Genomic DNA, 23242 nt, shown 5'->3' with positions numbered 1-23242 from the left:
AAAATATATGACAGGGATGTCATGAAAATGAAATAAAACCGTCATAATCTTTGGCAAACATCCAAGGGCACTGTCTTGGAATAAATTATTCAAAAGGTTGGTTTTATGACAATCGAAATTTTGATGGTGATAGGCTTCTGTTTAGCCGCTTATTCTATCGTCGGAAATGATGTGCCACAGACATTAGGTACGTTTATTTCATCCAATGCACATCGTCCATGGTGGGTGCTTTGGCTCTTTATCAGCACCATTTTGGTGGTGGTGTTGATTTATGGTTGGTATGCATCCGGTGTGGGGGATGCATCATATGGTCGTTTAGAAACGATCCCTTTTCCTGAGGGTGGGGTCACGTGGCTCTATATTGTGCCACCGATTTTGCTGTTATTTTTAACCAAATACGGAATTCCCGTCAGTACCACTTTCTTGGTTTTAACCATTTTCTCGCCTGCAAGTTTAGGCTCGATGATGGTGAAATCGATGATGGGCTATGCGGTGGCCTTTGTAGTTGCGATTATTGTCTATCGTTTTGTGATGCGCCAAGTTGCGAAGTATTTTGCGAAAACTCGTAACCAAGAACCGTCGCATATTTGGATCGGACTACAGTGGGTCTCTACGGCTTTTCTGTGGAGTCAGTGGCTGATTCAAGATTTGGCCAATATTTTCGTCTATGTACCCCGTCAAGTGCCGTTTTCATTTTTACTGTTTGCCATCACGGTCTTTGTGGTGTTGTTGGCGGTGATTTTGTACCAACGTGGTGGTGCGATTCAGAAGATTGTCGATACCAAAACAGGTGTTACCGATATTCGTGCAGCGACCATTATTGACTTTATGTATGCCCTCATTTTGTTGGTCTTCAAAGAGTGGAGCAATATTCCAATGAGTACCACATGGGTATTCTTAGGTTTACTTGCAGGTCGTGAGTTTGCAATGTCGATGATTTTTGATGAAGTGAACAAACACCGCACTTCGCGTAACGTCAGTAAAGATGCGATGAAATTGATGTTTGGCTTAGCCATGTCCGTGATTTTGGCGACCACACTGCCGTGGTTCTATAACTTTGTCACCCATTATGGACAATAACCGCACATGTTAAAAAAGCGAGCTCTAGGCTCGCTTTTTATGGCATTAAGAACAGGGTTTAAATGGCAAAGTGTGCTGGACTGCCGAGGTTGGCAATGGCTGAATAAATCTGTTCAGCATGGTTGCACACAATCAGTTTTGCGCGGTGCTGTGGCGGTAGAAAACCTTCTTCTACTGCATGATCCAACTGGGTAATCAGTGCGTCATAGAAACCATTGACGTTATAAATCATCATCGGCTTTTGGTGTTGGTTCAGTTGTCCCCAGGTTGCCACTTCTAAAATTTCTTCAAAAGTGCCTAAACCACCAGGTAGTGCGACAAAGGCACTTGCACGTTCGGCCATTAAGGCTTTGCGCTCATGCATGGTTTGTACAACATGTAATTCGGTCAGTTGGTGATGCGCAATTTCATAATCCAGCATAAATTCTGGAATGACGCCGACGGCTTCACCGCCGTGGCTAATCATGGCATCGGCCACTTGTCCCATGAGGCCAATACTTGCCCCCCCATAAACCAGACCAAAACCCTGTTTAGCTAAACCTTGTGCCAGTGCAATCGCTTTTTCTTGATAAATCGGTTTATTGCCCGAACGAGAACCGCAATAAAGTGCGATCAGAGGTTGCGTGGTTTGAACGTTTACTTCAGTGTTGAGAGAGGATGTTTTTAATTCACTATTCATGGCGTATGTTTTTACCTTTTACTTTATCTACTTTTTCTTTCATAGTTTAAGCAAGAAATGTGACTGCAAGCTGTATTTAATCTCACAATCGGGTAATAATTTGTTAAATCCTTTAAAACAGTGCGCTTTTGAAAAAAAGATGAATTTCATTTAGATCTTGCCTATACTTATTTCCTGTTTTACAACACAAGAACGAACATGGGTAGTGGTAGTTGTCGCTCAAGACATCTTCAGTTTTCCGAAAATAATTTACAGCGAGCAGTGCTGAATCTTCATTTTTATTCGCCTAATCATTATGCGCGTTATACATTCCCTCGACAGGAGCAGATCACATGATATTTGAATGGATGTCTGATCCTTCTGCGTGGGTGGGCTTACTCACCTTAGTGGTGCTGGAAATTGTGCTGGGGATTGATAACTTGGTTTTTATTGCGATTTTGGCGGAGAAACTTCCACCAGAACAACGCAATACGGCTAGAGTTGTTGGTTTGATCCTTGCACTCTTAATGCGTTTGGTGCTGTTGGCCTCAATTGCTTGGGTGGTGACACTGACCGAGCCGCTGTTCCATATCTTCGATCATCCTTTCTCAGGACGGGATTTGATTCTTCTGTTTGGTGGGGTGTTCTTGTTGTTTAAAGGCACCATGGAACTGCATGAACGTATTGACGCCAAAGTGGTTCAGAAAGAAGAAAGTCCAGCCAATGCTGTGTTTTGGATGGTGATCGTTCAGATTGTAGTTTTGGATGCTGTGTTTTCCTTAGACTCGGTGATTACCGCAGTCGGTATGGTTAAACACCTGTCTGTAATGATGATTGCGGTGATTATTGCCGTGGGCATTATGTTGTGGGCATCGAAAGCCTTGATGGAATTTGTCAACAAACATCCGACCGTGGTGATTTTGTGTCTCGGCTTCTTGATGATGATCGGTTTCTCATTGATTGTAGAAGGCTTTGGTTTCCATATTCCAAAGGGCTACTTATATGCCGCGATTGGTTTCTCGGTGGTTGTTGAATTCATCAACCAAACCATGCGCCGTAATCAAGAAAAAATGGTCACCACCACAGACCTTCGCTATAAAACTGCATCTGCGGTGCTGCGAATGTTGGGCGGTAAAAGTAGTGATCATGCCTCTGAGCCTGAAGATGTATTGGCAACTCGCGCCTACGCGGATGAAGTATTTGATCCTGAAAATGGGGTCTATCATAGTGTCTTGGTACAAGGGGTGCTGGGTTTGTCTGAACGTCCAGTGAAGTCCGTGATGACCCCACGTCCAGAGTTGGAGTGGATTGATTTAGAGGATGAAGAAGCCTCAATCAAATCACAACTACTCAGTATTACGCATTCACGTTTAATCGTGGCACGGGGCGAGTTAGACAACATCGCAGGTGTGGTGCTGACCCATAAAGTTTTGAATGAATATATCGAAACCGGTGTCCTCGATTTTGATAAACATTTACGTGAACCTGTGATTGTGCATGAAAATGCGCAAGTCCTGATGGTGATGGAACAATTGCGTCAAGCACCGTTGCAAATGGCTTTGGTCTTGAACGAATACGGCTCGATTGAAGGGATTGCCACGCCGATTGACGTATTAGAGGCGATTGCAGGGGAGTTCCCCGATGAAGATGCTGAAGATAATGTGGCTGAAAGCTTAGAAGATGGTAGCTTGATGCTCGATGGTTCAACCGATATTCGCCATGTGTCGTTATTGTTGGATCGTGATTTGGTCGACGAGTCTGATCAGTACTCAACCTTGTCAGGCTATATCCTCTTTCATTTAGGTCGTTTACCCGAAAATGGCTCTAGCCTTGAAGCAGATGGTTGTATTTTTGAAGTGGTGACGATGGATGGGCACAAAATTGAAAAAGTGCATGTGATTCCCAAGTCGGATCTGCACAAGGAATCCTCTTAAAACAAACCTTAATCTGGTTTGAACAGGTTAAAATAGCTCGCAATGTCGAGCTATTTTTTATGGAAAAATCATGAGTAATGTTGAGTGTCCGTGTGGACAGGGCGAATATAAGCAGTGCTGTCAGCCATTACACTTGGGACAAAGCCGTGCGCAGAGTGCTACTCAACTTATGCGCTCACGTTATAGTGCTTTTGCCAAACAGCAAATCGATTACATTGTGCAAACCACAGCGTTGGGGCAGCAACAGGCTCTAGATGTTGCAGCAATAGCGGAGTGGAGTCGAAGCAACCAATGGTTGAAGTTAGACGTCGTACAGGCCAATGAAAAACTCGATAAAAACCATGCCATGGTCGAATTCAAAGCCTATTATCATGATGGCACATCGCCACAGATACATCATGAAATTTCACATTTTGTGAAACATGCAGAAGCATGGTATTTTTTAGATCCAACCACTGAAATGCATATCACCATGAAACAAGCGTGCATCTGCGGTTCAGGGAAAAAATTTAAACAATGTTGTGCACAATTTTTATAATTTTAAGCAAATTTGGCTTAGAATAGCGCGCATCAATTAGCCTATATGGAATCCAGGCGATGTTACTCACTATTATTTATATTATAGCGATCACAGCAGAGGCAATGACAGGTGCACTGTCGGCGGGTCGGCGTAGTATGGATTGGTTTGGTGTGGTGATTATTGCTTGTGTCACAGCGCTGGGCGGCGGTTCTGTCCGCGATGTGTTATTGGGACATTATCCGCTGACTTGGGTCAAGCATCCTGAATATTTGATGCTGACCTGTTTTGCCGCTTTTATGACGATTTTGATTGCCAAGTGGATGCGCCATTTACGTAATATCTTCTTGGTGCTCGATGCTCTGGGCCTGATCGGTTTTACCATCATCGGCTGTCAAATTGCCTTAGAAATGGGACATGGTTTTGTGGTGTCTGCGGTCGCAGGAGTTCTGACAGGGGTATCGGGCGGTATCTTACGTGATATTTTGTGTAATGACGTCCCTTTGGTCTTCCGCCGTGAACTGTATGCCAGTATTTCTTTTGTCGCGGTGATTTTCTATTGGGGCTGCATTCAGCTCGGTTTATCACTTGAGCTGACCGTGATTTCGACTTTGATCTTTGGTTTTAGCTTACGTCTAATCGCGATTTACTTTGGCTTAGAAATGCCAAAATTCATTTATCAAGACGATGATGAGCAATCTGCTTCCTCGAAAGATGCGAGCTAAAATAGCAGTGATTTGACTGCCTTATTTGTATAAAAAAAGCACATAATGATAAAGCCTGTTGAGAAAGCAGCCTGCTATCTTTTCCCGCTTTAGAGGCCGAGCTATGGATTTAGTTTCTCGCATACAACGCTTACCGATCGGTAAATTTCACTACACCTTGTTGTGGGTCATTGGCTTGGGCTGGATGTTCGATGCCATGGACACGGGGCTGATTTCTTTTATTTTGGCAAAAATGGCCGAAGACTGGCACATGAGCCCAACCGAGAAAGGTTGGGTGGTCTCCATTGGCTTTGTCGGAATGGCGATTGGTGCGGTGTGCTCAGGTGGTCTAGCCGATCGTATTGGGCGTAAAACAGTTTTTGCCGCGACCCTAGTGATTTACAGTTTAGCGACGGCGGCCTGTGCCTTTGCCCCTAACTTAACGTGGTTGTTGGTGTTTCGTTTTATTGTGGGTCTCGGTTTGGGTGGACAGTTGCCAGTAGCGGTGACCTTGGTCAGTGAATACATTCCTGCGCAGGTGCGTGGGCGTTTTATCGTGCTGCTAGAAAGTTTTTGGGGCCTTGGTTGGCTTTGCGCTGCATTGGTGGCGTATTTTGTGATTCCAAAATTTGACTGGCATATGGCCTTCTTAATCGGTGGGATTCCTGCACTGTATGCCATTGTGATTTGGTTCAAAGTGCCTGAGTCAATTCCTTATCTCATCAACCGTGGTCGCATTGTGGAAGCGCATGCTTTGGTGCAGCAGATTGAACGTCAATGCGGTGTGGAAGTGATCGAGCATATCGTTGTTAAACCGGTGGCAGAGAAAAAGACCGTGTCTTTTACCCAGCTCTGGTCGGGGGCATTTGCACGTAGAACCTTGATGTTATGGCTGATTTGGTTTGGTATTGTCTACTCATATTATGGCATTTTTACATGGTTACCAAGTTTGCTGGTGAAGCAGGGGTATAGCATTGTTCAGTCTTTTGAATATGTCTTGGTGATGATTTTGGCACAGCTGCCAGGCTATGTGGCCGCAGCATGGCTGGTCGAAAAGCTGGGACGTAAAGTAACCTTGGCTGGTTTTATTGGCATGTGTGCAGTTTCCGCGTATTTCTTTGGTCAAGCTGATACTGTGAGCATGATCATGTTCTGGGGTTGTTTGATGTCATTCTTTAACCTCGGTGCATGGGGGGTGTTGTATACCTATACCCCAGAGCAATATCCAACCAATATCCGGGCTTTTGGTTCGGGCTGGGCATCAGCCATTGGTCGTATGGGCGGCATTGTCGCACCGATGGTGGTGACGCATATGATGGTCATGAGCAATGGATTTAGTGCGATTTTCATGATGTTTACCGCAGTGTTGCTTGCGGTGGCAGCGGTGATTTTGATTTTGGGTGAAGAGACCAAAGGCAAAACATTGGAAGAAATTGGACTGTAATTTAGTCCGTGCTGAAGATTGAGCGTCAGATGTGCTGAGACTCCCAGTCTTCAATACACTTCAACATAAAATCTAGATGATGGATTTGAAAATAGCCGATAACAAGATCCAACTCAGCAATAAAAAATGCAATCTGCTCGACTGAAATGTGGCCTATCAATGTTGCATTTTGATAAAAGTTAGCCTCGTGCATGATAAGGCTATTTAAAATAGCTGCGACTTGATTGATGTGATCTATCCAATTGGTTGTGTCGCATTTTGGACGAGGATGACCGGATTTTTGTTGATCGTATCGATCAAGTTGAGAAGATTGAAGTTGCTTAACCATTTTCATTGATGAGCAGAGATGAACACAGGAATTGAACTTCAAAATAATTAGTTGCTCATTTTAAAAAAAATGGATAATTTTACGACACTAGGAACATCTAAAGACGCAATTTGTCGTAGTGGTGTACGCTTTCACTTGTATAGGCAGAGCCTGCGACATAGCATAAGAACTTAAACAAAAAACGATTAATTAGGATGACAGGTTGTTATGACGAACCTTGCGCATCAAGCGACAGAAAACCGTTCCGTAGCAGAATTTACTGAACAAGCATATCTCAACTACGCCATGTACGTGATCATGGATCGTGCCTTACCGCATATCAGCGATGGTTTAAAACCTGTACAACGCCGTATTGTATATGCCATGAGTGAGTTGGGCCTGAAACACAGCGGTAAACCCAAAAAATCTGCGCGTACCGTTGGCGATGTGCTCGGTAAGTATCACCCGCATGGTGATTCGGCCTGCTATGAAGCGATGGTGCTGATGGCGCAGCCTTTTAGTTATCGTTATCCATTTATTGAAGGTCAAGGTAACTGGGGTTCTCCCGATGATCCGAAATCGTTCGCGGCGATGCGTTATACCGAAGCCAAATTATCTCAGTATAGTGAAGTGCTTTTGTCTGAACTGGGACAGGGGACTTGTGACTGGCAGGACAACTTTGATGGTTCGATGAAAGAGCCTGTGACTTTACCTGCACGTATTCCGAATATTTTGTTAAATGGCACCACAGGCATTGCGGTTGGTATGGCTACGGACATTCCACCACACAACCTGCGTGAAGTCGTGAAAGGCACCATTGCCTTAATTCGCAATCCAAATTTAAGCGATGAAAAAGTTGCAGAATATATTCCTGCACCCGATTTGCCGACCAAAGCAGAAATTATTACGCCACCTGAAGAGCTGTTAAAAATTCAAAGCACAGGGCGGGGCAGTTATCGTATGCGTTCGGTGTATCGCATCGAAAAAAATGAAATTGTGATCACGGACTTGCCTTATCAAGTTTCAGGTTCGAAAGTTATTTCGCAAATTGCAGATCAAATGCAGGCGAAAAAACTGCCTTTGGTGAGCGATGTACGAGATGAATCGGATCATCAAAACCCAACCCGTTTGGTAATTGTACTGCGCTCAAATCGGATTGATGCTGAAGCGGTGATGAGTCACCTTTTTGCCACCACTGATCTTGAGTCGAGCTATCGGGTCAATATGAACATGATTGGTGCGGATGGCCGTCCACAAGTGAAATCGATTCGTCGTATTTTGCTGGAGTGGATTGAAATTCGAAAGGAAACCGTCACCCGTCGTCTGCAATATCACCTGAATAAAATTGAAAAACGCTTACATATTTTGGGCGGTTTGATTATTGCCTATTTAAATATTGATGAAGTGATTCGTATTATTCGTGAAGAAGAACAGCCCAAAGCGGAGTTGATGTCACGTTTTAATATTGATGATATTCAGGCCGAAGCCATTTTAGAACTCAAGTTACGTCATTTGGCCCGACTTGAAGAAATGGAAATGCGCCGTGAGCAAGAAGAGTTAGAAGCTAAAGCTGCACTGATTCGTGAACAGTTGGCCAATCCTGAGTCTTTAAAAGCGTTGATCATCAATGAACTCAAAGATGATGCGAAAAAATACGGCGATGACCGTCGTTCACCAATCGTGCATCGTGCAGAAGCGACGGCGATGAGTGAGCAAGATTTCATGCCTGCTGATCCTGTGACCGTGGTCTTGTCTGAAGCGGGGTGGATTCGCTCAGCTAAAGGTCATGAAGTTGATGCCGAAAACCTGAACTTCCGTGCAGGCGATCAATACCTTAGTCATGCGCAAGGCAAATCTAATCAGCGCGTGTATGTGCTGGATGAGTCAGGGCGTAGTTATGCACTAGCCATTAATAGCCTACCGTCCGCACGTGGTTTGGGAGAACCGTTGAGTTCAAAATTGTCCCCAGCCAGTGGTATTGGTTTTAAACAAGTCTTTATTGCTGATGATGAAGCCGAAGTCATAGCGCTAAGTAGCAAGGGGTATGGTTTTAAAACACAGGCAAAACAGTTAGATACCAATGCAAAAGCAGGGAAAGCCTTCCTTACTTTACCTGAAAAAGCCACAGTTATGCCGTTAACCAGTGTTGATCAGGCCACCCATTTGGCGTTATTGACCTCAACGGGTCGTTTGTTGATTTTAGAGTTGTCAGAGTTGCCTGTTTTGAATAAAGGTAAAGGTAATAAATTGATACAACTTGAAGAGAAAGATCAAATTGTATTCATGACAAGATTAACGCTAGATGAAATACTGCAAGTCGTTGCAGGACAGCAGCAATTAAAATTGAAGGGTGATGACTTGCAAAAATACATAGGCAAAAGAGCATCAAAAGGGCAGTTATTACCACGTGGTTATCAAAAAGCAAATAAACTGTTAGTTCAGAGATAAAACTAGCATCCATTGATCAAAATACGTTATATATGGTATGTATGCGGGAAATGGATGCAGTATTAAGCAACAGAAGTTAAATAAAGAGCGCTTAATATTGAGAACAATAGTTGAAATTTAAGGATTACTGATAGGAGAATCGGGCGATATGGAAAAAATTTGGTTCGCAGAATACCAAAAAACGGGGATTCCAGAGACTGTAGAATTGCCACCAGAAAACACGTCATTAGTAGATGTTTTTGAACGAAATTTCCAAAAATTTGGCTCTCGTGATGCTTTTATCTTTATGGATAAAGTGCTCACTTTTAGTGAGTTAGAGGAAGCAAGCCGTAAATTTGCAACATATTTACAAAGTTTGGGTCTAGCAAAAGGCTCACGTGTCGCTGTGATGATGCCGAACGTTCTTCAGTATCCTATCGTTGCTTTGGGTGTATTCCGTGCAGGTTTAGTATTGGTTAACGTCAATCCACTGTATACCGCGCGTGAACTTGAACATCAGTTAAATGACTCGGGTTCAGAAGTTTTGGTGATCATCGAAAACTTTGCCTCTGTTTACCAAGCGATTAATGGTAAAACGCCAGTTAAACATGTTGTGATTGCCTCTGTAGGTGACATGTTGGGTGCATTAAAAGGCACATTGGTGAACTTTGTATTACGTTCAGTTCGTAAGCAAATTCCAGCATGGAATATTCCTGGCCATATTCGCTTTAACGCTGCAATGTCGAAAGTTAGTGCGAGTAACTATAAGCGCCCGAACTTAACGTTAAGTGACACGGCAGTGCTTCAGTACACTGGCGGCACTACAGGGGTATCTAAAGGTGCAGAATTGACGCATCGCAACCTTGTGGCGAACATGTTGCAGTGTGACGGTATTTTCCAAAGTAAATTTGGTGCACAAGATGGTCAACCTGATGACCGCATTTTCTGTGCCTTACCGCTATATCATATTTTTGCGTTCATGGTTTGTGCGATGTACGGCATGTACAAAGGCCAAGCCAACGTTTTGATTCCAAACCCGCGTGATTTACCTGCGGTGATGAAAGAATTACGTAAATACCAACCGTCATTCTTCCCAGCAGTGAATACACTATTCAATGCTTTAGTGAACAATGAAGAGTTTAAGCAACTCGACCACAGCAAATTGAAAATGGCGATGGGTGGTGGTATGGCTGTCCTTCCTTCTACAGCAGAAGCGTGGAAGCGAATTACTGGAACCAACATCATTGAAGGTTATGGTCTATCTGAAACTTCACCTGTGGCAACGGCAAATCCGCCAGCGTCAGAAGAATTTAGCGGCACAATTGGTATTCCATTGCCATTAACTGAAGTTGCAATTTTGGATGATGATGGGAAGGAAGTTGCACTGGGTGAACAAGGTGAGATTTCAATCCGTGGTCCACAAGTGATGCGTGGCTATTGGAACCGTCCAGATGAAACGGCTAAAGTGATGACTGAAGATGGTTTCTTCCGTACAGGTGATATTGGTGTCATGGACCCTCGCGGCTATGTGAAAATTGTAGACCGTAAGAAAGACATGATTTTGGTGTCAGGCTTTAACGTTTACCCTTCAGAAATTGAAGAAGTGGTTTCAAAGCATCCTAAAGTATTGGAAGTGGCTGCCATTGGTGTACCTGATGAAAAATCAGGTGAAGTACCAAAACTGTTTGTGGTGAAGAAAGATCCATCTTTAACCACAGAAGAAGTCTTGGCATTTGCGAAAGAGAACTTAACGGGTTACAAACGTCCGCGTTATGTTGAATTCTTGGATGAGTTACCGAAATCAAACGTAGGTAAAATCCTACGTAAAGATTTACGTAAAACAGCTTAAGTTCAAATAAAAAAAGCGCCATCAGGCGCTTTTTTTTCATGTTCGCATTTTAATTCTTCATTAACCAGCGGTCGATATAGGGACGGCCAATGCCCAAAATGCCAACAAAGGTCAGCATCGTACCACACTGACGACTGAAGGCTGGGAAAGCAAAACTACCAAAACTCAGGACATTATCGATCAGACAATAGACGGTCACTGCAAGCAACCAAGACCATAGGTTCTGACGTTTAATCCCGACCATCCAAAATGCAATGATCAGCATGACCAGTGTGCCAAGAGTCGAACCAATATTCATATTGGCACAAATGACCGCCAATAAAAATGCAGTAACGGGAAGCACAATCTTTAAAACACGATCCACTTGGCGTTGATGTTGACGCTGAATTTCGAGCACGTCGAACATTTCTTTTTGATCAGGGCTAGCCATGCTGGAGTCTCATCGGGAAATTATAAAAACACTATAATTTAACCAAATTTATCCTCGGAATGCCATGCTATGATAGCCGTCGAAATGATCTTGATGAGAAAAAACCAATGCAAAGCATTAGCGGGATTATTTATCTCATTTTAATTGCTTGTTTACTGCCTTACGTATTTACAATCATTGCTAAAAAAACAGCAGGATTTCGCGCCAAAGATAATCAGCATCCGCGTGAATTTCTCGCCAAGACGACTGGTCTGGCAGCACGTGCCAATGCGGCACAGCAAAATAGCTTTGAGAGTTTACCCTTATTTATTGCCGCTATCTTAATGGCTGAATATATGGTGATTCCGCAAGTGGTCACCATGACGTTTGGTATTGCCTATCTTGTCTTTCGTGTGGTGTATGGTATTTGCTATTTGGCCAACTGGTCGACGCTTCGATCGATCGTTTGGCTGTTGTCACTGCTTTGTCCTATTTGTTTATTATTGTTGGTCATTCGACTGACGATGGGCTAAGTGCGAAACATACATATTTTCACCCAGTGGATGTATAATCGCAGAAATATTTTTTTCTCAAAAACCGTTATAATCGATGCGGTTTTTTAAAAGATTTAACTTGTTAAAGAGTGATGTTATGAGCTATAGCAATATCCCTGCGGGTAAAGATGCACCGAACGATATCTACGTGATCATCGAAATTCCTGCAAATGCAGCACCAATCAAATATGAAATTGATAAAGATTCGGATGCACTTTTTGTAGATCGTTTCATGGGTACAGCAATGTTCTACCCAGCGAACTATGGTTATGTACCAAACACCTTGTCTGAAGATGGTGATCCATTAGATGTACTTGTTGTAACGCCGCATCCAGTTGAACCAGGTTCAGTGATTCGTTGCCGCCCTGTGGGTAAATTGAACATGGAAGATGATGGTGGTATCGATGCGAAATTGATCGCAGTCCCACACGACAAGTTAACGCCAATTTATAAAGACGTGAAAGAATATACCGATCTTCCACCTTTACTGATTCAACAAGTTGAACACTTCTTTGCCCACTATAAAGATTTAGAGCCTGGCAAATGGGTAAAAATCAGTGGTTGGGAAAATGCTGCTGTTGCCAAAGAAGAAGTGTTGAAAGCAATCGAAGCTGCTAAAAAATAATTTTGAAAAAATAAAGCCTGATTTTATTACCCTAAAATCAGGCTCATAAAAAAACCGCCATTCAATTGAATGGCGGTTTTTTATGAATTGATCTAAAGTGAATTAGAACAGTTTCACAGGAATATCAAGGAATAAACGCCATTCATTGGTTGAGCCAATGACATTGCTGACATATTGACCAGAAACATTATTATAGGTATCACTTGAACGTAAGTAAGAATAGCGAACACGTAGGCTTGCATCTTTCAATGCACCTGTTTGAACTGTATATTTGACTTGGTTAAAGAACTCATGTTCTTCGGCTTGGTCAATGATTTTTGAGCGATCTGTTATTTTAGCGATATCAATATCCCAACCATAAACAAATGCAGTTGTCCAGTTTAGACCAGGTAAACCGTGATTTTTGAAGTTGTAGTTATATTGTAGCCCGACAGATTTTTCATCATTACCATTAAAGTCACCTAAATAGGAATTAGGGACATAGATACTTTGTAAACCATCAGCATTATAGCCATAGTCATACCCAGTATTACCTGTGTTATCTTGATAAGAAAGCATGACATTATGTACATCTTTGCCATAGCCCACTGAAACAGCCCAAATCGAGTTTTTGCGGTTTGCTAGATCATCTGTGGTATGTGAATCAGTGAGCGCATCTTTATCCCATTTTGTATGATAACCCATGGCATCAAGTGTTAAGGTACTCTTGTCTTTTAAGCTTTGGGTAAAGTTTACATTGGCATAATGACGTTCTAGCTTATCTTGAACATCTAAGCCATAATACGATGAATTGAGTTGATCATTAAATTTATATTTAGCACCCCAAACTACTGCACGATCAAGTCCTTGACCTGTCACATCTTTATCGGTACTAATTTGGTTTGACATTTGGTTTTTTGTGAATTTACCTGCAACCACATTTAGATTTGGAATTTCATTACTTTCAATGAAAACACCTGTGTAATACTCAGGCACTAAACGGGCTTGATTACTTGCCATGACAGGAAGTGTTGACACCTGTGTACCATAAGTCACGGTTGTGTTGGAAATACGTGCTTTCACATTGGCACCACCACGAGCCCAATGATCATAAGCAAATCCACGATCATCTACAGGAATCATTTGATTACCCGTATTATTATTCGCACCAAGCTTGAAAGATGCATCACCTACTACGCCAACACCAAAGCCAACAATACCCTTTGTAAAGCCTGATTGAAGATCAAAAATGGCAGTTTGAGCAGTTGAGCTTGTATCATTTGTTAAACCGTCTTTTTTATCACGATTTAAAAAGCCTGTGCGGAATAGCACTGATCCTTCAGCGTCCTCAACGAAACCTTTAGATTCACTTTGCTCACTCGCAAAAGCTGTTGATATAAGTGCGGTTTGTACTAAAACTGCTAATGCTAATTTTTTTGTGTTTTGCATTGGGGAGCGAACCTTATACAAATTGGATGGAAAGAGAGCAGCAATTGTATAAGTAATTGCTGAAAAATTGTCATTTTTATTTAACATATTCAACTAAAGTAATGCATTTTTTTGTAAGTGATATGTTTGAAATATTTTAATTTTGGTTAAAATATTCGGTTTACTAAAATAAACCTTTATAAAACATCGAATTTATTTTTCTCCTCTTAATTCTGTTTTGTGCTATGCATTGCAGAAAATAATATATAGACTGTGAGGTCATTTTAGCTTATGAATCAAAGTGTTCAGTCATTTCTAGTCGTCTGGAATCGGTTCAGAATCACCCATAGCCAGATTGGCGAACGATGAATTACACAGCAGTTGCCTAAGTAAAATTGACCTATTGTTAAAAAATAGCTTTAAAATTTATGGGTATGGAATCAGTAAATGATTCATGTCTAAAGAGATTTTGAGAGCTTAAATGCATAAGAATTCACATAAAATTGCACTATTTTTAATTTTTTTCACTGGCAGTATGTCGGTCAACGCAAGTGAGCCCCAGCAACAAAGCTCAGAAGGCGGACTTAGTGGAAGCATTGCTGTGCTCAGTCAGTATATCTATCGTGGCGGTATTGAAAATGATCAGCCTACCTTGCAAGCGGGGCTTGAATATGAACATGCATCGGGTTTATATGCCGGTTATTGGGCTTCCACACTGAATTATGATGCAGCGGATATCAGCAAAGATCACGGTGTTGAGCATGACTTTTATATGGGTTATGCAGGCACACTCAGTCCAGATTTCAGCTATCGTTCGCATATTGTGACTTATTTATATAATGATGGCGGCTCGGTCTATAGTGAAGATCGCACAGAACGCCGAAGTACGACTGGAGCGGAATTTGTAAATAGTTTGAGCTATAAAGACTTTGATGTAGGCGTCACGGTGGCTTTAGTGGATGTGAGCTATGCCAATGCGGGTGATACCTATTTAAGCCTTGCACATCATTATGCCCTTCCACAAAACTTTCAACTCAATAGTTCAATTGGTGCATCGATTTATCGTCAGCATGATGATGCCATACTCACTACAGAGAAGAACTTTACTGTTAATGAAGTTCGCTTAGGGCTGAGTAGACCCTTTGCAGAAACAGGGATCGAGATGTCTGCGGATTATATTTATGGTGTACATAATCGTATGGGAGAGGATTTAGAAGACCATCTGGTACTGGGTTTAACTTACAACTTCTAAATTCTGTAGATATGAAAAGTGCATCCAGATCGGTTGGGGATGCACTTTTTTTATGCACTTAAAAACGTACCTTCCAAAGATGAGTCTCAAAATAGCGCATATTGTAAACAATTATGTTTGCTTGATGGGCTTGGCTTCAATTCACCGCGAAGATGTTTAACGATCAAGCTGAGGGTGAGCTCAATTTTTTATATTTTATAAAATTTTAACAAAAACAATAATTTATAATTATTTTGTAAAAGGTGTATCTGATGTTGAATTGAATGTGGCATAGCTATTGCTACTACCTACATGAGTTTATCGAAATAACCAAAAAACGTCGGATACGATGTGGGGGAATCAAACAATGAAATTTGCACTTAAAGCATTATCTTTAGCTGTGGTGGCTTCAGCTTCTACATTCACTTTCGCAGATGACGAGCCAGCATTACCGTTTGGTTTATCTTTTAGCGGAAGTGCTGCTATAACAACCGACTATCGTTTCCGTGGTTTAACTCAAACCCAAAATGATCCAGCGGTACAAGCGGGCTTTACTTTGGCGCATGACTCAGGCTTGTATTTGGGTCTTTGGGGTTCAAATGTTGATTTTGGTGAAGGTTCACCGAGTTTAGAGCTCGATCCATCGATTGGTTTTGCAACAACATTAGAAAGCTTTGCCAGCAAGCCAGTGCTTGATGTGGGTATGGTGTACTACAACTATCCAAGCGCAGATGATCTGAACTGGTTAGAGTTTTATGGCAAATTAACCTTTGCGAGTGTCTTCACTGAAGGGGATAGCCTACTGACCAATGTGAACTATACCAATGACTATGTTGCAGCAGATACAGACAGCTGGAACATTAATGCGGGTTATGCAATTCCATTTGGTTCAACGGGCTTTGGTGGCGTTGCGAATGTGGGTTATACCGTGGTCAGTGATGAAGATAAATATTCATTTGGTGATGATGACAATTATGTCGATTGGAAAGTAGGTGTGACCTATGCATTCCAGTCTATTCCTGGTGCAACAGCAGAGTTAGCAGCGGTAGGAACCAATATCGATACTGATAATCTGGATCATGTGACAGCACGTGGTGTAGAAACAGGTGCCGTGTTTACCTTAACTAAAACTTTCTAAGTTTTAGCATCTTTAAAACCCCTCTAGTCCTAAGGACTAGAGGGGTTTTTCTATGTGGAATTTAGCGATTTTTAGGCATTTTGCTGTCGGTAGGAGAGAGCTTCAGTCAAATGTCCCGTTTGAATATGCTCTGACTGGGCCAAATCCGCAATGGTTCTGGCCACTCTTAAAATACGGTGATACCCCCGAGCAGATAAGTTTAAGCGCTGTTGTGCCTTTTCAAAGATCAGCGCGGCTTGTTCATTGAGTGGCGCAAACTGTTCCAGTTGTTTGGGTGATAAGGCCATATTCAGACAGCTTTGGCGCTGTAGTTGCCATTGATAGGCCTCAATCACTCGCTTCCGCACAGTCGCAGAATCTTCAACGGCTTGTGTGTCTTGCAACTCCGAGGCGTGCAGGGGAGGCACATCTATATGTAAATCAATGCGATCTAGTAAAGGCCCCGAAATTCGGTTTTGGTAGCGTTTAATCGCCTCGGCTGAGCACTGGCAACGGCTATCTTGATTAAAAGCATAACCACAGGGACACGGATTCATTGCAGCAATCAGTTGGAAATTGGCTGGAAAGGTGATCTGCCGTGAAGCACGCGAAATCACAATCTCTTTGGCTTCAATCGGCTGTCTTAAAACCTCTAAAACCTTGCGGTCAAACTCTGGTAGTTCATCTAAAAACAGCACGCCTTTATGTGCCAAAGTAATTTCACCGGGTTTGGGTTGTGACCCGCCACCGACTAAGGCAACAGCAGAAGCTGTATGGTGCGGTGCACGAAATGGCCGCTGCCCAAAAGGATGTTGATGATTGGCCAACGAGTAAATACTCGCCACTTCCAAATTCTCTTGCGTGTTCAAGGGCGGTAAAATACTGGCTAAACGTGAAGCCAATAGGGTTTTCCCTGTTCCTGGCGGTCCTTTAAATAGCAAAGAATGACCACCTGCTGCCGCAATCTCTAAGGCACGTCTCGGACGTAGTTGACCTTTAACATCGGCCAAATCAAATTTGTAATGTTGGGAGGCTTTTAGCGCCGTGGGTTGAAACTGTTGGATGAGATGGTTTTGCGACAGATGGTCACAGACTTGTTTTAAATGTTGCGCTGCAAACACTTGGAAGTTAGGCAGTTGAGAGGCTTCTTGCGCATTGGCCTCAGGTAAAATCAGTTGATGCCCAGCTTGCTGGCAGGCAATCGCAATACTTAAAGTACCTGAAATTGGTCGCAGTTGCCCATCAAGTGCCAACTCACCTATAAATTCAAAATTTTCAGTTCCTTGCTCAGGGAGCTGACCAGAGGCAATTAAAATACCCAGTGCAATCGGCAAATCCAGTCGTGAGCTGTCTTTGGGCAGGTCTGCGGGTGCAAGGTTGATGGTGAGGCGTTTGGTCGGAAACTGAAAACCACTATTGATAATGGCGGAGCGCACCCGATCTTTGCTTTCCCGAACGGCTGCTTCAGGAAGCCCCACAATGGTTAAAGAGGGTAGTCCTTGGCTCAGATGAACTTCAACTTCAACCGAAGGTGCGTGTAAACCGAGCAAAGCTCGAGTGTAAATTTTGGCAAAAGACATCTTTTGTTCCATTATAGTGCATTATTTTAATTCGTTATGCGTCTTTTGTTGCACCAAACAGGTGCTCATTTTTTGTTCTGAATGCGTAACTCTAAAGCTTCCACTTGTTTCAATAAGTCATTTAAACGCAAATTGGCATTATTCAGTGCAGTACGTTGACGCTCAATTTCATCTTTGGAAACCAAATCCATCTTGGTCACCGCTTCATTCAGCAGTGCGCGTAAATTATGTTCTAAGTCTTGTTTAGGTTGTTCGACTTGTTCCAGTATGGCTTGTAATAAAGTTTCAATCATTTCTATATCCAACAGTTGGAGACGTGACAGCAGTGTACCATTGCTGCTTCTGACTCTATAGCCTTTCAGATGAAATATGATTTCATCGATTGTAAAAAAATCATAAATCTTCGACTAAAAAACCTGAATTTTGAAGCTCAAAACGCATTTAAATGTATAGAATAGGGTATAAAGAAAACTCATGTCAGACTTTCTTTTCCCCCCAACCTAAGAATTTTTGGCATGAAATTTGAACATAAAACCTTACTGGTGAAATAAGCCGAAGGAAAACAAACATGAAGCTCGTAACTGCAATTGTAAAACCGTTTAAATTGGATGATGTGCGTGAAGCACTGTCTGAAATTGGTGTTCAAGGGATCACGGTAACCGAAGTCAAAGGCTTTGGTCGTCAAAAAGGTCATACTGAACTTTATCGTGGCGCTGAATATGTTGTTGATTTCTTACCAAAAGTAAAAATCGAAATCGCGATCAGTGATGAAATGGTCGACGCGGTGATTGAGTCAATCACACGTGTGGCTAGCACAGGAAAAATTGGCGACGGTAAAATTTTCGTCACAAATTTAGAGCAAGTCATCCGTATCCGTACAGGTGAAACAGGTGCCGATGCCGTTTAATTTGGCATGAAGTTTGCTGAGTAACACATAACTCGCACAAATTAGGTTGGGGGATACGAATGAAAAAGATGCTATTCGCGCTGAGCTTATCTGGCGCACTTTTAGGTGGTTCTGTTGCTTGGGCTGAAGAAGCAGCAACAGCGCCAACTCCATCAGAACAAGTCACAATGGTTGAAACAACGGATGTGGCTGCTCCAGCAGTACAAGCGGTTGAAGCCGTTGCTGCTCCAGTAGAAGCACCCGCACCTGCAGAAGAAGAACCAACATTAGATACAGGTGATACGGCGTGGATTTTAGTCTCCACAGCACTGGTTTTATTGATGACCATTCCAGGTTTAGCGTTATTCTACGGCGGTATGGTTCGTAAGAAAAACGTCTTAAGCACTATGGCACATAGCTTTGTTGCTGCGGCAGTGGTGAGTATTGCATGGGTTATCATTGGTTATACATTGGCCTTTGGTGAGGGCAATGCCTTTATCGGTGGTTTAGATAAGTTCATGCTGACAGGGATTACCACGGATGCGCTGACAGGGACTATTCCTGAAATTTTATTCGTCATTTTCCAAATGACTTTTGCCATCATCACCGTTGCTATTATTAGTGGTTCCATTGCAGAACGTATGAAATTCGGCGCATTTGTCGCATTCGTCGCGATTTGGGTGGTCGTGGTCTACGCACCAATTACCCACTGGGTTTGGGGCGGTGGTTGGTTAGGTAACGACGGTGCCCTCGACTTTGCGGGTGGTACTGTGGTTCACATTAACTCAGGTGTTGCAGGTTTGGTGGCTGCATATATGCTGGGTAAACGTATGGGCTTGGGCCGTGAATCTATGGCACCGCACAACTTGGCTTTAACTGTCGTAGGTGCAAGCTTACTTTGGGTCGGTTGGTTCGGTTTCAATGGTGGCTCTGCATTGGGTGCCAACGGTTCAGCAGGTTATGCATTGCTCGTGACTCAAGTAGCAGCAGCAGCAGCGGCAATCTCTTGGTTAATTACTGAAAAAGTTGCACGTGGTAAAGGTTCAGTACTCGGTGCTGCATCTGGTGCGGTTGCTGGTCTTGTAGTGATTACACCAGCAGCAGGATTTGTGACGGTCGGTGGTGCATTGGCGATGGGTCTCATTGGTGGTGTGGTTTGTTTCTGGGGTATTACCGCATTGAAACGTGCTTTAAAAGCCGATGACTCTTTAGATGCGTTTGGTTTACATGGTGTTGGTGGTATTGTCGGTGCGATCTTAACCGCATTCTTTGCCAGTGATTTCATCATGGGTGACAATGCGCCAAGTGATGTAATGCATCAGCTTTGGGTGCAAGTTGAAGGTGTGTTGGCAACAATTGCCTACTCAGCAGTATTAACCTTCATCATTTTAAAAGTGATTGACCTTGTGATTGGCATTCGTGTTGAATCGGATGATGAACGTATGGGTCTGGACTTAAGTCAACATGGTGAACGTGTAGACTAATCAAGAGAATAATAAATCAACAGTATAATCAATATATTGTGTGAAACAGCCCGAAAGGGCTGTTTTTTTTCTATATCTAGCGTAAAACTCTACAAAACACCGAATTTTTGCTACACTCTAAAACCATTCAAATTTGTTCAATTTAAGCCCTATGCATTGTCCATTTTGCAACGCTGAAGACAGTAAGGTGATCGACTCACGTTTGGCCGCTGAAGGTTGTCAAATTCGTCGACGTCGTGAATGTATTAGCTGTGGTGAGCGATTCACAACCTTTGAAAGTTATGAAGTGGTCATGCCGCGTGTGATTAAGTCGGATGGCAAAAGTGAACCTTTTGATGAAGCAAAATTGCGTCGTTCCTTGATGCATGCTTTACAAAAACGTCCCGTGACACAAGAGCAAATTGAAACCGTCTTAAGCGATATTCAGCTGCAAATCCGCCGTTTAGGTGAGCGTGATGTGAAATCACGCACCATTGGTGAAATTGTCATGCAATCTTTATTTTCTTTGGATCATGTTGCGTATGTGCGTTTTGCATCGGTCTATCAAGACTTTCAAGATGTCGATGCCTTTCGTCACCAAATTGAACAAATGCAACAACGTGAACATTAAGCGAGTTGGCATCCATGTCTGAATTACAGTCTAGTGCTTTACAAGCTGACCAAGCTTGGATGAAACAAGCGATTGCTTTAGCACTGCAAGGTCAATACAGCACCAAGCCAAATCCAAATGTAGGCTGTGTCATTGTCAAAGATGGGCAGTTGCTGGGGACAGGTTATCACCCTCAAGCGGGTCAGCCCCATGCAGAAGTTTTTGCCATGCGTGCAGCGGGCGAACAGACCCGGGGTGCAACGGCTTATGTCACTTTAGAACCGTGTGCGCATTATGGGCGTACACCGCCGTGTGCCAAAGGTTTGGTCGAGGCAGGTGTGGCGCGTGTTGTGATTGCCTGTCCAGATCCCAATCCCTTGGTGGCCGGTAAAGGGGTACAAATTTTAAAAGAAGCAGGCATTGAGGTTGATGTCGGTATTTGTCAAGCCGAAGCACATCAGTTGAATGCGGGCTTTTTAAAAGCCATGGCTACAGGTAGACCTTATGTGCGTTTAAAAGTTGCCTCTAGTTTAGATGGTCGAACGGCGATGGCTTCAGGTGAGTCAAAATGGATTACAGGCCCAGCTGCACGGTTGGATGTTCAGCATTTTCGTGCCATTTCTGGTGTCGTGATCACGGGCATTGAAACCGTATTGGCCGATGATCCTCAGCTCAATGTTAGACAGCTGCAGGGTGTTGCGGATCTGACAACGGTTGTACAACCGAAACGTCTGGTGTTAGACCGTCAAGGCCGCTTGCCTTTGACGGCCCAAATTTTACAGCAACCAGATACCGTGATGGTAATGGGGCCTTATCGTCAAGCATTGGCCGATTTAGGTGTGCTACAGCTTGCTGTACAACCTTTAGATCAGTTATTAAAGCAGTTGGTTCAATCACATCAAATTTACGATGTCATGGTTGAAGCGGGTGCAACGTTATCGACGGCTTTTTTACAAGAAAAGTTGGTCGATGAAATGATTAGTTATGTGGCACCGACCTTATTGGGTCAGTCTGCACGTGCAATGTTCAATGCTGAGTTTTCTCAGATGGCAGAGCAACTCCGCTTTAAGCTCATGGATGTCACACAATTGGGTGATGATGTGCGCTTAACGCTTATCCCTTCTCAAGAGTCATTATGAGTTCAGAGTCTACGGTTTATCATAAACGTCGTCACGCGGCACGTACCACCGATGAATATCTCTTTCATCAACTTGTTCCTTATTTGGGGAATAAGCGCCGTCTGTTGCATCTGATTTTAGAGGCGCTTGAGAGTACAGGGACTTTAAACCGTGCAGATGGTCGTGCGCCTATTTTTGCCGACTTCTTTGCGGGTTCGGGCGTGGTCTCGCGTTTGGCGCGTCAAAATGGTTATCGCGTGATTGCCAACGACTGGGAACCGTATAGCCATGCGCTGAACCATGCCATTTTGGCTTGTACCGAAGCGCCTGCATTTAAAGAGTTGGGTGGTTATCAAAAAGCCATTGATTATTTAAACCGCTTGCCTGAAGTTAAGGGCTGGGTAACGCATAATCTGTGTCCGCGAAATGATGAGATTTATGATCCAAGCCGAGATCGTTTGTTCTTCAAACGTCGCAACGGCATGCGCATTGATGCGATTCGTCAGCAAATTGCCACATGGCAGGCACAAGGGGCAATCGATGATGTGGAGATGTCTGCTTTACTGGCACCGCTGCTGTATTCTGCAAGTTTTGTCAGCAATACTTCCGGCGTCTTTAAAAGCTTCCACCACGGTTGGGGCGGTAAAACCCAAACAGCGTTAGAGCGGATTGAATCCTTGTTGTGGTTGACCCCAAGTCGTTTTAGTGAAGTGGGTGATAATAAACAAAAGAACCCGATGGCTGAAATGTGGTGTGTCGATGCGCAGCATTTGGCAAACCAAATGAGTAGTTTTGAGGTCGATGTAGCCTATCTAGATCCACCCTATAACCAGCATGCTTACAGTAGTAATTATCATGTCTTAAATGCTTTAACCTTATGGGATCAGGTAGATTTACCGACACCAGACACCAAAGGTTTTAAAAGCGGAATTGACCGTGCGTGGCGCAAAGAGCGTCCGAGTCCTTATAACTCGTCAAAGTATGCCAAAGAGGCATATGAAAAATTACTTTCCACCATCAATGCACGTTACATTCTGACCAGTTATTCAACCGATGGTAATATTGAAGCGGGGGACTTGCTCAAAGCCAATTTGGAGCGAGGTCGCGTGACTTTATTAACGCAGGATGTACCGCGTTATCGCGTGAGTAAACAGCGTCAGTCTGAGCGTGCGCGTGTGCTAGAGTTTATTGTGATCACTGATACCCATGCCAAGTCAGGTCCGCCAATTCGTCAGTTGCTTGGGCAGTTGTACCATTATGCCGAATTGGGTGGGGTCGATACATCTGGGGTCACGACACAGTTGGCGCTGTGGTAAAAATAT

At 43.2% G+C, this 23242-nt stretch carries 22 protein-coding genes; 16 read left to right on the top strand and 6 right to left on the bottom strand.

Annotated features, from left to right (window positions below):
- Nucleotides 1-105 precede the first annotated feature (105 nt).
- Nucleotides 106-1080, top strand: coding sequence for a hypothetical protein (locus tag AC5EUN_RS15620; protein ID WP_004692891.1), 975 nt, complete (start codon nucleotides 106-108; stop codon nucleotides 1078-1080).
- A gap of 58 nt (nucleotides 1081-1138) precedes the next feature.
- Here AC5EUN_RS15620 and AC5EUN_RS15615 read toward each other — a convergent pair whose 3' ends face one another.
- A complete protein-coding gene (locus AC5EUN_RS15615; RefSeq protein ID WP_159153621.1) occupies nucleotides 1139-1759 on the bottom strand; it encodes an LOG family protein in 621 nt (206 codons plus the stop codon).
- Between the two features lie 332 nt (nucleotides 1760-2091).
- On the opposite strand from AC5EUN_RS15615, the gene AC5EUN_RS15610 reads away from it, so the two are divergent.
- The 4 genes from AC5EUN_RS15610 to niaP all read left to right on the top strand — a co-directional run bounded on the left by AC5EUN_RS15610 (nucleotide 2092) and on the right by niaP (nucleotide 6337).
- A complete protein-coding gene (locus AC5EUN_RS15610; protein WP_005401012.1) occupies nucleotides 2092-3672 on the top strand; it encodes a TerC family protein in 1581 nt (526 codons plus the stop codon).
- 70 nt (nucleotides 3673-3742) lie between these two features.
- Nucleotides 3743-4210 carry a YchJ family protein gene (locus AC5EUN_RS15605; RefSeq protein ID WP_005401011.1) on the top strand — a complete coding sequence of 156 codons (468 nt, stop codon included), beginning with the start codon at nucleotides 3743-3745 and terminating at the stop codon, nucleotides 4208-4210.
- Nucleotides 4211-4269: 59 nt separating this feature from the next.
- Nucleotides 4270-4914, top strand: a complete 645-nt coding sequence (locus tag AC5EUN_RS15600) for a trimeric intracellular cation channel family protein (RefSeq protein ID WP_004692884.1) — start codon at nucleotides 4270-4272, stop codon at nucleotides 4912-4914.
- 103 nt (nucleotides 4915-5017) lie between these two features.
- The gene (gene niaP, locus AC5EUN_RS15595) at nucleotides 5018-6337 is read left to right on the top strand and encodes a niacin transporter NiaP (RefSeq protein WP_159153620.1); all 1320 of its coding nucleotides are present in this window, start codon (nucleotides 5018-5020) and stop codon (nucleotides 6335-6337) included.
- A gap of 25 nt (nucleotides 6338-6362) precedes the next feature.
- Here the strand turns inward: niaP and AC5EUN_RS15590 are convergent, their stop codons facing one another.
- Nucleotides 6363-6671, bottom strand: coding sequence for a hypothetical protein (locus AC5EUN_RS15590; RefSeq protein ID WP_493352416.1), 309 nt, complete (start codon nucleotides 6669-6671; stop codon nucleotides 6363-6365).
- A gap of 201 nt (nucleotides 6672-6872) precedes the next feature.
- On the opposite strand from AC5EUN_RS15590, the gene parC reads away from it, so the two are divergent.
- The gene (gene parC / locus AC5EUN_RS15585) at nucleotides 6873-9092 is read left to right on the top strand and encodes a DNA topoisomerase IV subunit A (RefSeq protein ID WP_078425948.1); all 2220 of its coding nucleotides are present in this window, start codon (nucleotides 6873-6875) and stop codon (nucleotides 9090-9092) included.
- 148 nt (nucleotides 9093-9240) lie between these two features.
- Complete coding sequence (locus AC5EUN_RS15580) at nucleotides 9241-10920, top strand: AMP-binding protein (RefSeq protein WP_004692881.1); 1680 nt, start codon at nucleotides 9241-9243, stop codon at nucleotides 10918-10920.
- Between the two features lie 49 nt (nucleotides 10921-10969).
- On the opposite strand, the gene AC5EUN_RS15575 is transcribed toward AC5EUN_RS15580, so the two are convergent.
- Nucleotides 10970-11350, bottom strand: coding sequence for a hypothetical protein (locus AC5EUN_RS15575; RefSeq protein ID WP_005401008.1), 381 nt, complete (start codon nucleotides 11348-11350; stop codon nucleotides 10970-10972).
- Nucleotides 11351-11457: 107 nt separating this feature from the next.
- Here AC5EUN_RS15575 and AC5EUN_RS15570 point away from each other — a divergent pair, with 107 nt between their 5' ends.
- A complete protein-coding gene (locus tag AC5EUN_RS15570; RefSeq protein WP_005401007.1) occupies nucleotides 11458-11862 on the top strand; it encodes an MAPEG family protein in 405 nt (134 codons plus the stop codon).
- Nucleotides 11863-11980: 118 nt separating this feature from the next.
- Nucleotides 11981-12508 (top strand): inorganic diphosphatase, encoded by a 528-nt coding sequence (ppa, locus tag AC5EUN_RS15565; protein ID WP_126038676.1) that lies wholly within the window; start codon nucleotides 11981-11983, stop codon nucleotides 12506-12508.
- A gap of 102 nt (nucleotides 12509-12610) precedes the next feature.
- Here ppa and AC5EUN_RS15560 read toward each other — a convergent pair whose 3' ends face one another.
- The gene (locus tag AC5EUN_RS15560; RefSeq protein WP_493352415.1) at nucleotides 12611-13936 is read right to left on the bottom strand and encodes an OprD family outer membrane porin; all 1326 of its coding nucleotides are present in this window, start codon (nucleotides 13934-13936) and stop codon (nucleotides 12611-12613) included.
- A 460-nt stretch (nucleotides 13937-14396) separates the two neighbouring features.
- Here AC5EUN_RS15560 and AC5EUN_RS15555 point away from each other — a divergent pair, with 460 nt between their 5' ends.
- Entirely contained in the window at nucleotides 14397-15167 is a 771-nt protein-coding gene (locus AC5EUN_RS15555) for a TorF family putative porin (RefSeq protein WP_159153617.1), read from the top strand.
- 346 nt (nucleotides 15168-15513) lie between these two features.
- Nucleotides 15514-16284, top strand: a complete 771-nt coding sequence (locus AC5EUN_RS15550; RefSeq protein ID WP_159153616.1) for a TorF family putative porin — start codon at nucleotides 15514-15516, stop codon at nucleotides 16282-16284.
- Nucleotides 16285-16355: 71 nt separating this feature from the next.
- Here the strand turns inward: AC5EUN_RS15550 and AC5EUN_RS15545 are convergent, their stop codons facing one another.
- Both AC5EUN_RS15545 and AC5EUN_RS15540 read right to left on the bottom strand, forming a co-directional pair.
- Nucleotides 16356-17843, bottom strand: coding sequence for a YifB family Mg chelatase-like AAA ATPase (locus tag AC5EUN_RS15545; protein ID WP_493352414.1), 1488 nt, complete (start codon nucleotides 17841-17843; stop codon nucleotides 16356-16358).
- Nucleotides 17844-17908: 65 nt separating this feature from the next.
- Nucleotides 17909-18136, bottom strand: a complete 228-nt coding sequence (locus AC5EUN_RS15540) for an accessory factor UbiK family protein (protein WP_004692854.1) — start codon at nucleotides 18134-18136, stop codon at nucleotides 17909-17911.
- A 275-nt stretch (nucleotides 18137-18411) separates the two neighbouring features.
- On the opposite strand from AC5EUN_RS15540, the gene glnK reads away from it, so the two are divergent.
- The 5 genes from glnK to AC5EUN_RS15515 all read left to right on the top strand — a co-directional run bounded on the left by glnK (nucleotide 18412) and on the right by AC5EUN_RS15515 (nucleotide 23236).
- Entirely contained in the window at nucleotides 18412-18750 is a 339-nt protein-coding gene (gene glnK / locus AC5EUN_RS15535; RefSeq protein ID WP_004281042.1) for a P-II family nitrogen regulator, read from the top strand.
- A 59-nt stretch (nucleotides 18751-18809) separates the two neighbouring features.
- Nucleotides 18810-20213 (top strand): ammonium transporter, encoded by a 1404-nt coding sequence (locus tag AC5EUN_RS15530; RefSeq protein ID WP_087014496.1) that lies wholly within the window; start codon nucleotides 18810-18812, stop codon nucleotides 20211-20213.
- Nucleotides 20214-20364: 151 nt separating this feature from the next.
- Nucleotides 20365-20823: a transcriptional regulator NrdR gene (gene nrdR / locus AC5EUN_RS15525; RefSeq protein ID WP_004692852.1), complete on the top strand. Its 459-nt coding sequence runs from the start codon at nucleotides 20365-20367 to the stop codon at nucleotides 20821-20823.
- Nucleotides 20824-20837: 14 nt separating this feature from the next.
- A complete protein-coding gene (ribD, locus tag AC5EUN_RS15520; protein ID WP_160361884.1) occupies nucleotides 20838-21941 on the top strand; it encodes a bifunctional diaminohydroxyphosphoribosylaminopyrimidine deaminase/5-amino-6-(5-phosphoribosylamino)uracil reductase RibD in 1104 nt (367 codons plus the stop codon).
- Complete coding sequence (locus AC5EUN_RS15515; protein WP_004692850.1) at nucleotides 21938-23236, top strand: DNA adenine methylase; 1299 nt, start codon at nucleotides 21938-21940, stop codon at nucleotides 23234-23236. Before ribD ends, AC5EUN_RS15515 begins: the two co-directional genes overlap by 4 nt.
- Nucleotides 23237-23242: the final 6 nt, after the last annotated feature.

The organism is Acinetobacter sp. CAU_H_S170_2, from assembly GCF_058890445.1.
This window is presented reverse-complemented; position numbering and strand designations above follow the sequence as displayed.